General features: G+C 71.2%; 12 protein-coding genes. 2 read left to right on the top strand and 10 right to left on the bottom strand.

Annotation, left to right across the window (positions count from 1 at the left end; all coding sequences use genetic code 11):
* Positions 1-594: 594 nt before the first annotated feature.
* Genes ccsB through hemL form a run of 6 tightly spaced genes read right to left on the bottom strand, consistent with a single transcriptional unit; the run spans position 595 to position 6,445 of the window.
* Entirely contained in the window at positions 595-1,617 is a 1,023-nt protein-coding gene (gene ccsB / locus AB0J72_RS02760; protein WP_363393662.1) for a c-type cytochrome biogenesis protein CcsB, read from the bottom strand.
* Positions 1,617-3,173 (bottom strand): cytochrome c biogenesis protein ResB, encoded by a 1,557-nt coding sequence (locus tag AB0J72_RS02755; RefSeq protein ID WP_363393660.1) that lies wholly within the window; start codon positions 3,171-3,173, stop codon positions 1,617-1,619. Before AB0J72_RS02755 ends, ccsB begins: the two co-directional genes overlap by 1 nt.
* Positions 3,170-3,922, bottom strand: a complete 753-nt coding sequence (locus tag AB0J72_RS02750) for a cytochrome c biogenesis protein CcdA (protein ID WP_363393658.1) — start codon at positions 3,920-3,922, stop codon at positions 3,170-3,172. The genes AB0J72_RS02755 and AB0J72_RS02750 overlap by 4 nt, the downstream gene beginning before the upstream one ends.
* On the bottom strand, positions 3,922-4,461 hold the full coding sequence (locus AB0J72_RS02745) for a TlpA disulfide reductase family protein (protein ID WP_363393656.1): 540 nt from the start codon (positions 4,459-4,461) through the stop codon (positions 3,922-3,924). Before AB0J72_RS02745 ends, AB0J72_RS02750 begins: the two co-directional genes overlap by 1 nt.
* Entirely contained in the window at positions 4,458-5,108 is a 651-nt protein-coding gene (locus AB0J72_RS02740; RefSeq protein WP_363393654.1) for a histidine phosphatase family protein, read from the bottom strand. The genes AB0J72_RS02745 and AB0J72_RS02740 overlap by 4 nt, the downstream gene beginning before the upstream one ends.
* A complete protein-coding gene (gene hemL, locus AB0J72_RS02735; RefSeq protein WP_363393652.1) occupies positions 5,105-6,445 on the bottom strand; it encodes a glutamate-1-semialdehyde 2,1-aminomutase in 1,341 nt (446 codons plus the stop codon). Before hemL ends, AB0J72_RS02740 begins: the two co-directional genes overlap by 4 nt.
* Before the next feature lie 101 nt (positions 6,446-6,546).
* On the opposite strand from hemL, the gene AB0J72_RS02730 reads away from it, so the two are divergent.
* The gene (locus AB0J72_RS02730; RefSeq protein WP_360566448.1) at positions 6,547-6,876 is read left to right on the top strand and encodes an STAS domain-containing protein; all 330 of its coding nucleotides are present in this window, start codon (positions 6,547-6,549) and stop codon (positions 6,874-6,876) included.
* On the opposite strand, the gene AB0J72_RS02725 is transcribed toward AB0J72_RS02730, so the two are convergent.
* Together AB0J72_RS02725 and AB0J72_RS02720 are read right to left on the bottom strand one after the other, a co-directional pair.
* Positions 6,842-7,441: a response regulator gene (locus tag AB0J72_RS02725; protein ID WP_363393650.1), complete on the bottom strand. Its 600-nt coding sequence runs from the start codon at positions 7,439-7,441 to the stop codon at positions 6,842-6,844. The two genes, AB0J72_RS02730 and AB0J72_RS02725, sit on opposite strands and share 35 nt — an antisense overlap.
* Positions 7,442-7,473: 32 nt before the next feature.
* Entirely contained in the window at positions 7,474-11,841 is a 4,368-nt protein-coding gene (locus tag AB0J72_RS02720; protein ID WP_363393648.1) for a HAMP domain-containing protein, read from the bottom strand.
* Positions 11,842-12,016: 175 nt separating this feature from the next.
* On the opposite strand from AB0J72_RS02720, the gene AB0J72_RS02715 reads away from it, so the two are divergent.
* Complete coding sequence (locus AB0J72_RS02715) at positions 12,017-13,891, top strand: SpoIIE family protein phosphatase (protein WP_363393646.1); 1,875 nt, start codon at positions 12,017-12,019, stop codon at positions 13,889-13,891.
* Between the two features lie 104 nt (positions 13,892-13,995).
* Here AB0J72_RS02715 and AB0J72_RS02710 read toward each other — a convergent pair whose 3' ends face one another.
* On the bottom strand, positions 13,996-14,460 hold the full coding sequence (locus AB0J72_RS02710; RefSeq protein WP_363393644.1) for a PH domain-containing protein: 465 nt from the start codon (positions 14,458-14,460) through the stop codon (positions 13,996-13,998).
* A gap of 14 nt (positions 14,461-14,474) precedes the next feature.
* Positions 14,475-15,098, bottom strand: coding sequence for a hypothetical protein (locus AB0J72_RS02705; RefSeq protein WP_363393642.1), 624 nt, complete (start codon positions 15,096-15,098; stop codon positions 14,475-14,477).
* Positions 15,099-15,105: the final 7 nt, after the last annotated feature.

The following is a 15,105-nucleotide window of genomic DNA, read 5'->3' as shown; positions in this document are numbered from 1 at the left end:
CTGGCGTTCGGGCGCTGGCGTTCACGCAGGCGTCGGGCGTTCGCGGGCGTCGGGCGCAGGACCTCGTACGGCCGTGGGCGTTTGGCATCCGTGTTGACGTTCACGCAGGGGTTGAGTGTTCGCGTGGGCGCAGGCTTGCGTTGGGCGTTGGCGTTCACGCAGCACCCGCAAGCCGCCTCAAACTGCCAACCGTGCGCGAGCCACCAACGTGGACTGAAGAAGCACCAACCCGCTGCGGGTCGATCGGCGACGTCGTACGGGCGAGGTAGAGGTCAGGCCCGCCCGCGGGTGCCGGACGCTTGCCGACCCTCCGCGGAATGATCGGCTCCCGCGGGATGTGAATGCCCATGCCCAAGCCCCGCGCGAAGGCTCGCGTCCACGCAAGCGCTCAAGGGCGTTGGGCCTGCGCCCGGGCGGATCGATCCGGCGAACGCTCGAGGGATGGCGCATGCAACAGGCGTAGGTGACGTGAGCGGGCCGCCGGTGGTTGGGTGGCGGGCGTGGAGAGATCGAAGGAGGGATCTGGCCGTAGTGGTGGCCGGATCCCGCCTTCGATCAAGTGACGGTGGGCGGATCAGCGGTGTGGGGTGAGGGTCAGACGCCGGCGTAGGAGTGGAGGCCGCTGGCTACGAGGTTGACGCCGAAGAGGTTGACGAGCATGGTCAGCCAGCCGACTACGGCGATCCAGGAGGTGATGCGGCGGCTGACGCTCGGGGTGGAGCGGGCGTGGAGGTAGCAGGCGTAGACGACCCAGGCGATGAAGGACCAGACCTCCTTGGGGTCCCAGTTCCAGTATCGGCCCCAGGCTGCCTCGGCCCAGATGGCGCCGGCGATGACGCCGAAGGTCCAGATGGGGAAGGCGAAGGCGTGGACGCGGAAGGTGACGCGTTCGAGGGTGTCGGCCTGGGGGATGCGCTCGCCGAGGCTGTACGGGAAGTTGCGCTTGCCCTGGTCGTGGCCGGTGCGGATCAGGTGCATGGCGGCGGCGACGAAGCCGACGAGGAAGATGCCCGAGGCGATCGAGGCGGCGCCGACGTGGATGACGAGCCAGTAGGACTGGAGCGCGGGGACGAGGGGGCCGACCGGGACGTACAGCGTCATGCCGGCGATCGACAGCAGGATCGACGCGACCAGGGTGACGAAGAGGCCCAGGTGCCGGAGGTTGCGCCACTTGAACAGCACGACCAGCCAGGCGGAGACGCCGACGAGGGTGGCGGTCATGACGAACTCGTACATGTTGCCCCAGGGGGCGCGGTCGGCGGCGATGCCGCGGGTGACCAGGGCGCCGACGTGGGCCAGGTAGCCGAGGACGGTGAGACCGACGGCCGCGACGCCCGCCCACCGAAGACCCGAACCCGAAGAGTCCGGCTTATCCGAAAAATCGGAAATGTCCGCGGGGGAAGAGGAAGCGGAGGACAGAGAAGAAGAATGCGCGGAAGAAGTGGAAGCCGCAGCGGCCACCGGGATGGCTTCGACCGCTGGGGCGTCAGCAGTCATCAGCGCGCGCTGGCCGACGAGGCTGCGGGCGCCGAACGCGTATTCGACGGCGTACGCCAGCATGGCCAGGACGTAGCTGAAGATCGTGACGACCAGCAGCTGATTGGACAACCCACCCATCAAACGACCTCCTTGACGTCAGCGTCAGTCTGCGCCACCTGGTCCGGCACGGTGGCGGCAGGGGTCACCGCGGCCACGATGGACGCGAACTCCTCGGCGAAGCCCGGGTAGTCGCCGCGCGGCAGGCCGCCCGCGGACATGCCGGTCGGGGTGATCCGGAAGAACACGCGGCGGCGCTTGCCGGTGAGGGAGCCCAGCAGGCCGAGCAGCAGCGCGGCCGCGCCGCCCAGGACGATCGGCTGGCCGGGGTCGTGGCGGATCGAGATGCTGATCCACTGCTCGGTGCCGAGGAACTCGACCGTCGTGCCGTCCGGGAGGGTGCCCTTGTCGCCGGGCTTGAGCATGATCGGGTCGCCGAAGGGGCTGAGGCGCTTCGCGTCGATCTGGCGCTGGTCCAGCGTGTACACGGACAGGGGCGCGCCAGCGTCGAAGCCGAGGACGCCGCGGTACGCCTGCAGCATGAGACGCGGGTCGTTCTCGGCGGGGAAGGCCGACGACGCGACCGAGGGGTCGGACGGCAGGGTGGGCAGGTAGACGCCCGAGAAGCCGATCTGGGCCTTCTCGTCGCGGGTGCCGGTCGACGGGTTCAGGTTGACGTCCGGGAAGGTGGCGACGCCGTCGCTGGTGAGCATCCCGTCCTTGGGCAGGAAGGCGGCGACCTGCTCGTGCGACTTGCCGTACTTGTCGGTGTAACGCAGCCGGGGGGCGTACCCGTGGCCGAGCAGCGACACGTTGGCGCCCGAGAGGCGCAGCGGGTCGTTGACCTGCAGCACGTGCTTGGAGGAGCGGCCCCGCTCGGTGACGGTCACGTCGGCCTTGTAGGTGACGGGCTGGCCGTTGTCGAGGTACGTGGCGGCGAACTTGTCCATCCGCACGCAGAAGCGGGGCAGGTCGCCCTCGCCGACCTGGGCGCCGAGGGCGTGCTCGTCGTAGTTGAGCAGGGTGTTGCAGAAGGCGAAGTCCTGCCCCTGGATGAGCAGCCGGTTGCCGTGCCAGCCGAACCACGACCCGTACGCGACGCCGATCAGCAGCGACAGCAGCGCGAAGTGGAAGACCAGGTTGCCGGTCTCCTTGAGGTACCCCTTCTCCGCGCTGATCTCGGTGACGTCACCGGAGGTCCGGACGACGGTCCGGAACCGCCGGCGCCGCAGCACCGACAGCACCGAGGAAGCCGGCGCAGCGGGCAGATCCAGGGCCGACGCGGGCAGCCGGGCGAAGCGGGCCGGTGCGGGTGGAGGCTTGCGCACCATGGCGACGAAGTGCGCCCGGAAGCGGGGCACCAGGCAGCCGACGAGCGACGTGAAGAGCAGCAGGTAGATCGCCGAGAACCACGGCGAGGCGTACACGTCGAAGAAGAAGAACCGGTCCAGCGTCGGGCCCCAGTCGGGGTTGTCCCGCAGGTACTGCCGGACCTGCTCGGGCGACACGTTGCGCTGCGGCAGGACCGAGCCGGGGATGGCGGCGACGGCGAGCAGGAACAGCAGCACCAGCGCGGTGCGCATCGAGGTCAGCTGGCGCCAGGCGCGCCGGCACACGGACACGAGCCAGCGCGTCACAGTGGCACCAATCCCGGCCCGAAGCTGGCCGTGAGGGCGATCATGAGCGAGTGCCAGACGCCGGTGATGAGCGCGACGCCGACGAGGACGAGCAGGGCGCCGCCGACGCGGGTCACCCAGCGGCTGTTGCGGCGGATGAACTTGATGACCCCGATGAGCCGCTGGAAGCCCAGCCCGACCGCGATGAAGGGCAGGCCGATGCCGAGGCTGTACGCGATGGCGAGGGTCACCGCCCGTGCCTGCGAGCCGCTGGTGGAGCCGAGCGCGATCATCGCGGCGAGCGTCGGGCCGGTGCACGGCGCCCAGGAGAGGGCGAAGACGACGCCGAAGACGGGGGCGCCGACCAGCCCTGCGGCCGGGAGCCGCTGGATCCGCCATTGCCGCTCCAGCCCCGGCACGAGGCCGATGAAGGCCAGACCGAGGACGATGACGATCACGCCCGAGACGATCTCGATCGTCCGGCGGTGGACCATGAGCTGCATGGCGGCGCTGGTCGCGAGGACGATGAGGGTGACGAAGACGGCCGTGAACCCGGCGATGAAGAGCGAGACGCCGGCGACGACCCGGCCCCGGCGCTGCCCGGAGTCGAGGTCGGCGCCGGCGAGGCCGGTGACGTAGGAGAGGTAGCCGGGCACGAGCGGCAGGATGCACGGCGACAGGAAGCTGGCCAGCCCGGCGAGGACGGCGACGGCGATCGCACCGACCAGCGGGCCGCTGGTGGTGAAGTCGAAGACGCCGGCGAGGACCATCAGGCCTGCTCGGCGACCAGGTCGCGCACGATCGGCTCGAGCAGCTTCTGGTCGACCTGGGAGCGGATGACGGCGGCGACCCGGCCGCCGCGGTCGATGACCAGCGTGGCGGGGATCGTGTTGGGCGGCACGGCGAAGTTCAGCGGCAGCTCGCCCGGCGGGTCGAAGATGCTGCCGTACGTCGGCTTCACGTCGGCCAGGAAGGAGGCGGCGGGGTCGCGCTGGTCGCGGACGTTCACGCCGACGAAGACGACGCCGTCGCCCTTGGTCGCGCCGTACACCTTCTCCAGCTCAGGCGCCTCGGTGCGGCACGGCGCGCAGTAGGACGCCCAGAAGTTGATCACGACGACCTCGCCCTTGTGCTGGGCGAGGTCGAACGAGCCGGCGCGGTCCATGAAGTCGCCGCGCATCGCCGGCGCCGCCACCCGGTCGGAGGCAGCGATCTTGCGGCTGCCGAGGGCGTTCTGCGGGGCGGCGCTGTCGCAGGCGGCCAGGAAGACGCAGGCGACGAGGATCCACAGGAAGCGAGCCCGCATCATGCACCCTTCGCGTCGCGCGCGCCCGGCGACATGGCGACGAGGTGCGCGGCCGGTTCGCTGTACGCCACCCCGACGATCTTCGTGTCCTCGAAGTGGAAGCTGGTGTAGCTGGCGAGGTTGCACTCGCGCTTGCGGGGGTCGTGCCACAGCCGCCGGCGCTCGACGTGCCGGCGCAGCGTCCAGATCGGCAGCTGGTGCGACACGCACACGGCCTCGTGGCCCTCGGCGGCCTCCCGGGCGGCCATCAGCGCGGCGAACATGCGCGAGGCGATCGCCGTGTACGGCTCACCCCACGACGGCGTCACCGGGTCGCGCAGCACCCACCAGTTGCGGGGGTCGCGGAGCGCGCCGTCGCCGGCGCCGACCCGCTTGCCCTCGAAGAAGTTGCCGCTCTCGATGAGCCGCTCGTCGACGGCGATCGGCAGCCCGAACTGGTCGGCGATCGGCGACGCGGTCTGCTGGGCACGCTCCAGCGGGCTCGCCACCACGTAGGTGATGTCCTTCTCGGCGACGGCCTGGGCGGCGGCCTTGGCCATCTGCACGCCGAGCTCCGACAGCCGGTAGCCGGGAAGGCGGCCGTAGAGGATCTTCTCCGGGTTGTGCACCTCACCGTGCCGCAGCACGTGCACGATCGTCTTCGTCGTCATGAGAGGCCCGCCGAGGCGGCCGCGGCGGCGCGGGCGGCGTGCGGGAGCGCGGCCGCGATGACGTCCAGGGCCTCGGCGCCGATCGCGGTGGAGACGAACCACGACTCGTAGGCGCTGGGCGGCAGGTAGACACCCCGGGACAGCATGGAGTGGAAGAACGCCTTGAACGCCGCCACGTCCTGCGTGCGCGCGTCGTCGTAGTTCCGCACCGGCTGCGCCGTGAAGAAGATCGAGAACATGCTGCCGGCGGTGGCGAGCGTGTGCGGTACACCCGCCGCGGCCAGCGCATCGGAGGACAGCTTGCCGATCGTGGCCGCCGTCGCGTCGAGCTGCGCATAGACCTCGGGGGTCGCCAGTCGCAGGGTCGCGAGGCCGGCCGCGCAGGCGAGCGGATTGCCCGACAGCGTGCCGGCCTGGTAGACCGGGCCGGCCGGGGCGAGGTGCGCCATGATCGAGGCGCGACCGCCGAACGCGGCGGCCGGCAGCCCGCCGCCCATGACCTTGCCGAAGGTCCACAGGTCGGCGTCGACGGGCTCGAGGCCGGTCCAGCCGGCCCGGCTGACCCGGAAGCCGGTCATGACCTCGTCGAGGATGAGCAGCGCGCCGTGGCGGTGGGCGAGCTCGGCGAGCTTGCCGTTGAACCCGTCGTGCGGCGCGACGACGCCCATGTTGCCGCAGGCCGCCTCGGTGATCACGGCCGCGATCAGGTCGCCCTCGGCGGCGAAGACCGCTTCGACGGCGGCGATGTCGTTGTACGGCAGGACGATGGTGTCCCCCGCCGCCGCACCGGTGACGCCGGGCGAGTCGGGCAGCGCGAGGGTCGCGACCCCGGACCCGGCGGCGGCGAGCAGCGCGTCGACGTGACCGTGGTAGCAGCCGGCGAACTTGACCACCTTGGGCCGGCCGGTGAAGCCGCGGGCGAGCCGGAGCGCGCTCATCGTGGCCTCGGTGCCGGAGTTGACCAGGCGGACCTGCTCGACCGGGGTGCGCGCGACGATCTCCTCGCCGAGCGCCACCTCGCCCGGTGTCGGGGTGCCGAAGCTGGTGCCGTGCGCGGCCGCGGCGGTGATCGCACCGATCACCTCGGGGTGCGCGTGGCCGAGGATCAGCGGCCCCCACGAGCAGACCAGGTCGACATAGCGTCGCCCGTCGGCGTCGGTGAGCCAGCAGCCCTCGCCACTGACCATGAACCTGGGGGTGCCACCGACCGCGCGGAACGCCCGGACAGGTGAATTCACCCCACCCGGCACGATGGCCTGAGCGCGGTCGAACAGTGCCTGCGAAGCCGGAGCGTCACCCGCGTAGGGGCCGAGGCCGGCGGAGTCAAAAGCTGTCACAGCCTGCCCATTCTGACAGCCTGCCCGAGGCGACGCCGACCGCCCCCGGGCGGCCTGTGCCCGACGCCACTGCGGGCGCTGATCCACGTTAGGCTGTGCGGGTGGATCGACCGGAGCTTTCCGTCACAGTGCGGCGTGCGCCGACCGAGACCGTGGTATCGCTCGCGGGCGAGATCGACATGTCCACGGTCCAGCGGCTGGCGACAACCGTCGATGAGATCCTCGGCGGCGACGCCCCGCAGCGGGTCGTCCTCGACATGGGCGGCGTGACGTTCTGCGACTCGCAGGGCCTCGGCACGCTCGTGGTCCTCAGCCGCAAGGCGACCATGGCACAGAGCTATCTGGTGCTGACCAACGTCGGGGCGTTCCTGATCCGCGTCCTGGACATCACGGGCCTCAGGGGCGCACTGATGATCCAGGAACCTGCCTGAAGGCTCTGGTCAGCGCCTCCATCGCCTTCTCCACCTGCGAGCGGCCGACCTCCCCGCCGGCGGCCAGCCCGGCCTTCAGCAGCGCGGTGGCCTCGTCGACGGCGACCCCGGCGGCCCGCAGCTCGCCGTCCCGGGCCTTGACCAGCTCGGACTGCGCCGCGAGCTGCGAGGTCTTCGTCCACAGCTCGACGAACACGGACACCTTCGCTCGGAGCACCCATGGGTCGAAGGGCTTCGTGAGGTAGTCGACGGCGCCGGCCGCGTACCCGCGAAGCGCCAGATGCGAGTCACGGTCGGCCGCGGTGAGGAAGATGATCGGCACGTGCCGGGTCCGCTCGCGGCGCTTGATGTGCCGGGCGGTCTCGAAGCCGTCCATCGTCGGCATCTGCGCGTCCAGCAGGATCAGGGCGAAGTCGTCCACCAGCAGGTGCTTGAGGGCGTCCTCGCCGCTCTCGGCGGCGACGGCCTGGACCGGCAACCCCTGCAGGATCGCCTCCAGGGCGAGGAGATTGTCCCGCCGGTCGTCGACGAGCAGCACCTTCGCCGGCCGGTCCGGTCCAGTCAAGGACGCGCCCCTTTCTTCCGTTTCGGAGCAACCTACACCGCGCGACCCTCCCCGTTTACCCAAGCGGCCATCACGTCAAGCAGCTCGTCAAGATCGACCGGCTTGGTGATGTAGTCGCTCGCCCCGGCGGCCAGGGACGACTCGCGGTCGCCGGGCATCGCCTTGGCGGTCAGGAACACCACCGGCAGCTTCGCGAAGCGCCGGTTGCGCCGGATCGCCCGGGTCGTCTCGTTGCCGTCCTGGTCGGGCATCATCGCGTCCATCAGCACGATGTCCACGCCCGGGTGCTCCGACAACACGCGCACGCCGTCGGCGCCGTTGTCTGCGTACAGGACGGTCATGCCGTGCAGCTCGAGGGCGCTGGTGAGGGCGAAGACGTTACGGACGTCGTCGTCGACGATGAGCACGGTCGCGCCGTCGAGCTGATGCGCCGCCGCGGTGGGGCGCCGCTCCGGGGTCGGCAGCGCCCGCAGCATCGCCGGGCCGGGCGGCAGGCTGCGCACCGGCGCCAGGGGCTGCGCCGGCGCGGTGTGCAGGGTCTGGGTGACCTCGGTCGCGATGACGTCCGGCAGGTACAGGGTGAAGACGGCGCCCCGGCCGACCTCCGAGGTGACCCCGATCGCGCCGCCGAGCAGCCGGGCCAGCTCGCGGCTGATCGACAGGCCGAGGCCGGTGCCGCCGTACTTGCGGCTGGTGGTGCCGTCCGCCTGCTGGAACGCCTCGAAGATCAGCGCGACCTTGTCGTTGGAGATGCCGATCCCGGTGTCGGCGACCGCGAACGCGATCACCCGGCGCGCGCCGGCCAGCGTCGGCGACGAGAACTGCAGGTCGGGCGTGGCGACGCTGATCGACAGCGTGACCGCGCCCTTCTCGGTGAACTTCACCGCGTTGGAGATCAGGTTGCGCAGGATCTGCTGGAGGCGCTGCGGGTCGGTGACGATCGCGGGCGGCAGCTCCTCGGTCGTGCTGACCGTGAAGTCGAGGCCCTTGTCCTCCGCCTGCGGGGCGAACGCCTGCTCCACGTACGAGCGGATCTCGTCGAAGGAGACCTCACCGGGCTCCACGTCCATGCGGCCCGCCTCGATCTTCGACAGGTCGAGGATGTCGTCGATGAGGGCGAGGAGGTCGGAGCCCGCGTTGTGGATCGTCGCCGCGAACTCGATCTGCTTCGCGGTGAGGTTGGCGTCCGGGTTGTCGGCGAGCAGCCGTGACAGCAGCAGCATCGAGTTGAGCGGAGTGCGCAGCTCGTGGCTCATGTTGGCGAGGAACTCCGACTTGTACTGCGACGCCTGCGCCAGCTGCTGCGCCTTCTCCTCCAGGCCGAGGCGGGCCATCTCGATCTCGCGGTTCTGCTTCTCGATGTTGCCCTTCTGCTCCGACAGCAGCGTCGCCTTCTCCTCCAGCTCGGCGTTGGTGCGCTGGAGCTCCGCGGACTGGTCCTGCAGCTCCAGCGCGAGGCGCTGCGACTGGGACAGCAGCTCCTCGGTCCGCCGGTTGGCGAGGATCGTCTTGAGCGCGACGCCGATGGTGACCACGAGCCGGTCGAGGAACGCCAGGTGCAGCTCGGAGAACGACGCGACGCCGGCGAACTCGATGACGCCGAGCGGCTCGCCCTCGAACAGCACCGGCAGGACGACGAGGTCCGCGGGCGGGGTCGCGGCGACCCCGGAGCGGACCTGGAGCCGGCCGTCCTGGGGTGCGCTGACCCGGATCGCGCGGCGTGACAGCGACGCCTGCCCGATCAGGCCCTCGCCGGGCGCGAAGCTGACCTCGGCGCCGGGCGCCATGTAGCCGTAGGACGCCTCCAGGCGCAGCCGCAGGCCCGACCCGGCGTCTGCGCCGGCCAGGAAGAACGCGCCGATCTGCGCGTCGACCAGCGGCGTCACCTCGGCCATGATCATGCGGCAGACCTCGCCGAGGTCGCGCTGGCCCTGCAGGAGGCCGCCGACGCGGGCCAGGTTGGAGTCGAGCCAGCCCTGCTCGGCGTTCTTCTTCGTCGTCTCGCGCAGCGTGACGATCATCTGGTTGATGTTGTCCTTGAGCTCGGCGACCTCGCCGAGCGCCTCGACCGCGATCCGCTGGGTCAGGTCGCCGCGGGTCACGGCGGTGGACACCTGCGAGATCGCCCGCAGCTGGGTGGTCAGCGTCGAGGCGAGCTGGTTGACGTTCTCCGTCAGGTCGCGCCAGGTGCCGGAGACGCCGCGCACCTGCGCCTGACCGCCGAGCTTGCCCTCGGAGCCGACCTCGCGGGCCACACGCGTGACCTCGTCGGCGAACGACGACAGCTGATCGACCATCGTGTTGACCGTCGACTTCAGCTCCAGGATCTCGCCGTGCGCGTCGACGGTGATCTTCTGGGACAGGTCGCCGCGGGCGACGGCGGTGGTGACCTGGGCGATGTTGCGGACCTGGGACGTCAGGTTGGACGCCATCGAGTTGACGTTGTCGGTGAGGTCGCGCCAGGTGCCGGAGACGCCCTTCACCTGGGCCTGGCCGCCGAGCTTGCCTTCCGTGCCGACCTCGCGGGCCACACGCGTGACCTCGTCGGCGAACGACGACAGCTGGTCCACCATCGTGTTGACGGTCGACTTGAGGGCGAGGATCTCGCCCTGCGCGTCGACGGTGATCTTCTGCGACAGGTCACCGCGGGCTACGGCGGTGGCGACCTGCGCGATGTTACGGACCTGGGCGGTGAGGTTGGACGCCATGAAGTTGACGTTGTCGGTCAGGTCGCGCCACGTGCCGGCGACGCCGCGCACCTGGGCCTGGCCGCCGAGCTTGCCCTCCGTGCCGACCTCGCGGGCCACCCGCGTGACCTCGTCGGCGAACGACGACAGCTGATCCACCATCGTGTTGACCGTCGACTTCAGCTCCAGGATCTCGCCCCGGGCGTCGACCGTGATCTTCTGCGACAGGTCACCACGGGCCACCGCCGTCGCGACCTGCGCGATGTTACGGACCTGGGACGTCAGGTTGGACGCCATGAAGTTCACGTTGTCCGTCAGGTCCCGCCACGTGCCGGCCACGCCCGTCACCTGCGCCTGACCACCGAGCTTGCCCTCCGTGCCGACCTCACGGGCCACACGCGTGACCTCGTCGGCGAACGACGACAGCTGATCCACCATCGTGTTGACCGTCGACTTCAGCTCCAGGATCTCGCCCCGGGCGTCGACCGTGATCTTCTGCGACAGGTCACCACGGGCCACCGCCGTCGCGACCTGCGCGATGTTACGGACCTGGGACGTCAGGTTGGACGCCATGAAGTTCACGTTGTCCGTCAGGTCCCGCCACGTGCCGGCGACACCCGTCACCTGCGCCTGACCACCGAGCTTGCCCTCCGTGCCGACCTCGCGGGCCACACGCGTGACCTCGTCGGCGAACGACGACAGCTGATCCACCATCGTGTTGACGGTGTCCTTGAGCTCGAGGATCTCGCCCTGCGCGACGACGGTGATCTTCTGCGACAGGTCACCACGGGCCACGGCGGTGGCGACCTGCGCGATGTTGCGGACCTGGCCGGTGAGGCTGGACGCCATCGAGTTGACGTTGTCGGTGAGGTCCTTCCAGGTGCCGGCCACGCCCGGCACGTCCGCCTGGCCGCCGAGCTTGCCCTCCGTGCCGACCTCGCGGGCCACGCGGGTCACCTGTTCGGCGAAGATCCGCAGCGTGTCGACGAGCGAGTTGATCGTCTCGGCGAGCTCGGCGACCTCGCCCTTGGCCGTCACCGTGATCTTCTGCGACAGGTCGCCGCGGGCGAGCGCGGTCGCCGCGGTGGAGATCGACCGGACCTGGCCGGTGAGGTTCGCGGCCATCGAGTTGACCGAGTCGGTGAGGTCGCGCCAGGTGCCGGCGACACCGGTCACCTGCGCCTGGCCGCCCAGCTTGCCCTCCGTGCCGACCTCGCGGGCCACCCGCGTGACCTCGTCAGCGAACGACGACAGCTGATCGACCATCGTGTTGACCGTGCGGCCGATGGTGAGGAACTCGCCACGCAGCGGCCGGCCGTCGATCTCCAGCGCGAGCTGCTGCGAGAGGTCGCCCTCGGCGACGGCGACGATGACCCGGGCGATCTCCGTCGTGGGCCGCCCCAGGTCGTCGATCAGCGAGTTGACCGCGTGGATGCGGTCCAGCCACGCCCCCTCGAAGCCCTCCTCGTCGAGGCGCTCGGTCATGCGGCCCTCGCGGCCGACGACCCGGCTGATCCGCATGACCTCGCGGGTGTGCCGCAGCTTGAGCTCGGCGAGCCGGTTGAAGCGCTCGACGACCTCGCCTGGCAGGCCGTCGCGGCGGCTCAGCCGGTACTTCAGGTCGCCCGAGGCCAACCGGTCCAGCCCGGTGGACAGCTCCTCGAGCAGCAGCGTCTCGGGACTCTTCTGGGTGACTTCTTCGACTGTGGTCATGGCGTCTCCACCGGTCTCGGGGGCAGGCGGTGTCCACCCATCGTCGTCTCCAGGTTGGATTGTTACCACCGTTCGGTAGAGACTGCGAGGTGTGAACGCCCCGACCGTCCGGAGGATCCGACTCCCGGCCGACCATAGCTCTCCTGGGCTGGCCCGCGAAGCGATCCGGACGATCGTGCACGAACGGGATCTGGGCGGCATTCTCGACGAGGCGCTGCTGCTGGTGACCGAGCTGACGACCAACAGCGTCGTGCACGCCGGCACCGAGGTCGACGTGGAGATCACCGCCGCCGACAGTTCGCTGACGGTCACCGTGCTGGACTTCAAGCCCGGCACGGTCGTGCCCAACATCCCCGTGCCCGGCACCGACCTGGACGAGCGCGGCCGCGGCCTGCTGCTCGTCGACCAGCTGGCGTCCTCCTGGGGCACCCTGCACTTCGGCGGCGGCAAGGGCGTCTGGTTCCGGCTGGACAAGAAGCCCGGCACCGCCGGCAGCGACAGGACGGCGCCGAGCTTCGAGATCCCCGTCGCGCCCGCGCCGGAGGCGCTCAGCGCGCTCGGCTGGTCGGGCACCGGCACGTCGCTGACCGAGGTCTCGGAGGAGCTGCTGCAGCGGCTCGTCGGCGTGATCGGCGGGACCGGCGCGGCGCTGACCCTGGACGAGGGCGACGGCCCGCACACGGTCGCCGCCGTCGGCCGGCTCACCGGGACCGTCGACAGCGGCCTGCGGGTGCCGCTGCGGGTCACCAAGCCCTGGCGGGCGGAGCTGCTCGTCGCCGGCGGTGGCGGCAACCCGTACGCGCGGCCGCTGACGTCGCTCGCCGCGGACCGGCTGATGCTGCTGATCGAGAACCACCGGCTGCGCCGCGCCGACTCGGAGCGGCGCACCTGGCTGACGTTCCTCGCCGACGCCAGCGAGCTGCTCGCCCAGTCCCTCGACGTGGAGCTGACCCTCGCCCTGATCCCGCGGCTGGTGGTGCCGCGGCTGGGCACCTGGTGCGCGATCCACGCCGCCGACGCCGGCGGTGAGCTGCGGCTCGCCGCGGCCGCGCACGCCGACGAGTCGATGCTCACCGACCTGCTCGACTCGCTCGCCCACGCGGCCCCGCAGCTGAAGGAGGCGATGGGCACCGACGCGGTGGTGCCGCTCGGCCCGCCGCTGGAGGGGTATGTCCTCGCGCTGATCGCCCGCGGGCAGCACCTGGGCACGCTGACCGTGGGCGGTGGCGGCGACACGTGGCAGCGCAGCGAGGAGGTCGCCGTCGTCGAGGACGTGGCCCGGCGCGCGGCGCTCGCGATCGACAACGCCAACATCCACGCGGAGCGGCGCAGCATCGCCCAGGCCCTCCAGCGTTCGCTGCTGCCGCCGCAGCTGCCGAAGGCCGACGGTGTGGAGTTCGGCGCCGAATACGTGCCGACCGGCGAAGGGGTCGACGTCGGCGGCGACTTCTACGACGTGGTGCCGCTCTCCGGCCGCCGCTGGCTGGTGGTCGTCGGCGACGTGTCGGGCAAGGGCGTCCAGGCGGCGACGGTCACCGGTCTGGTGCGGGACGTCACCCGCGTGCTGGTCCGCGACGGCCGGCCGATGCCCGAGACGCTGAAGCGGATCAACGAGACGCTGATCGAGCGGGGCGCCGGCCGCTTCTGCACGCTGTGCCTGGCGGAGATCCTGCGCCGCCCCGACGGCACCCTGGACGTGGCGCTGCACCTCGCCGGGCACGACCAGCCGGTGCTGCTGCGCGCCGACGGCAGCACGGAGCTCGCCGGCCGGTGCGGCACCGCCCTCGGCCTGCTCGACACGATCAACACCCCGCGCACCCAGATCACGCTGCAGCCCGGCGACACGCTGATCTTCTACACCGACGGCGTCACCGAGCGCCGCCGCGGCGCGGAGCTCTTCGGCGTCGACCGGCTGCGCAAGGAGGCGGCGCTGCTGGCCGGCTTCCCCGCCGACGTGGTCGTCGCCCGCCTGCGCGCGACGACGCTGAGCTTCTCCACGGAGGCTCCCCGCGACGACATCGCCATCTTCGCCGTCCGCAACGACAGCTAGCACCCAACGGCAGCTGTCCGCAACGGCAGCTAGACCCCAACGGCAGCTAGACCCCAACGACAGCTAGACCCCAACGACGGCTAGCAGCCAGAAGCCGACGACAGCTAGAAGCCGCGGAGCCGGAGCAGCGCCTCGTAGACGTCGGCCGGGTGCGCGTTGAGGTCGTACCGGCTGAGCAGGAACAGCTGCTCGCCCGCGTCGATCTCCAGGAGCTCGCTGCGCATGCCGCCACGGGACCGGGCGTCGACGCGCATCCGCTCGACCTGCACCCAGTCGACCCGGCGGCGTCCCGCGTAGCCGGTGACGACGGTGACCCCGTCCGGGTCGGCGGCGAGACGGACCGGCGCGACGAAGTCCCGCAGCGCATAGATGCCGAGGATGGCCGCGGCGACCAGCGCGGCGGTGAGCATCCGGCGGTCGCCCGCGGCGAACACGCCGGCGACCAGGAGGCCGATCGCCGCACAGGCCTTCAGCGCGGCGAAGCCGGTCGACACCCGCCACCGTAAGGCGGTCGCCTGCGCCTGCGGCTGCGGCTGCGAGGGGTCGAAGGTTCCGCTGCGGAGGTCCATGCCCCCAGCATGCGCTACTTCGTCTTGGTGATCGAGGTGGCGGTGACGGTCCCGTCGGCGTTCTGGCCGACGATCGTCACGCTGGAGCCGGCGGTGAGGTCCTTCAGGGCACCCGGCATCGAGACGGTGGTCGTGCCGCTGGTCTTCACGATCAGCGTCTGGCCGTCGGCGGTCTCCACGTAGACGGTGGTGCCGTCGACGAGCTTGACGGTGCCGGTGATGCCACCCCGCGTGCCCGTCTGCCCCGTGCCGGTGCCGCCCTGCGCGCCGCCGGGGAAGCCACCCCGCCCGGCGAACTGGCTCGCCAGCGCCGCCGGGTTGGCGCCGCCGCCCGGGGTCGAGGCCGCCGGGGCGGTGCCGTAGGACTTCTGCACCTGGGCGCCGCCGACGAAGCCGGCGACCAGCAGCGCCAGCCCCGCCAGGACGTACGTGGCGCGGTTGGCGAGCCGGCGCGGTGCCGCCTTGCTGATCCGCTCGTTCAGGTCGTCGTCGAGCGGCTGCGCGAGGAGGTCGTCGTCGAGCGGCGGCGCGAGGAGGTCGTCCGGCGCCGGTTCTTCGAGCAGCACCGGCTCCAGCACCTCGGTGTCGTCGACGGACACGGTCGCGTTCGCGTTCGGCCGGCGAAAGGCGTGGCTCACAGGAATC

The organism is Dactylosporangium sp. NPDC049742 (assembly GCF_040674675.1).
GTDB classification, from domain to species: Bacteria; Actinomycetota; Actinomycetes; order Mycobacteriales; family Micromonosporaceae; genus Dactylosporangium; species Dactylosporangium maewongense.
This window is presented reverse-complemented; position numbering and strand designations above follow the sequence as displayed.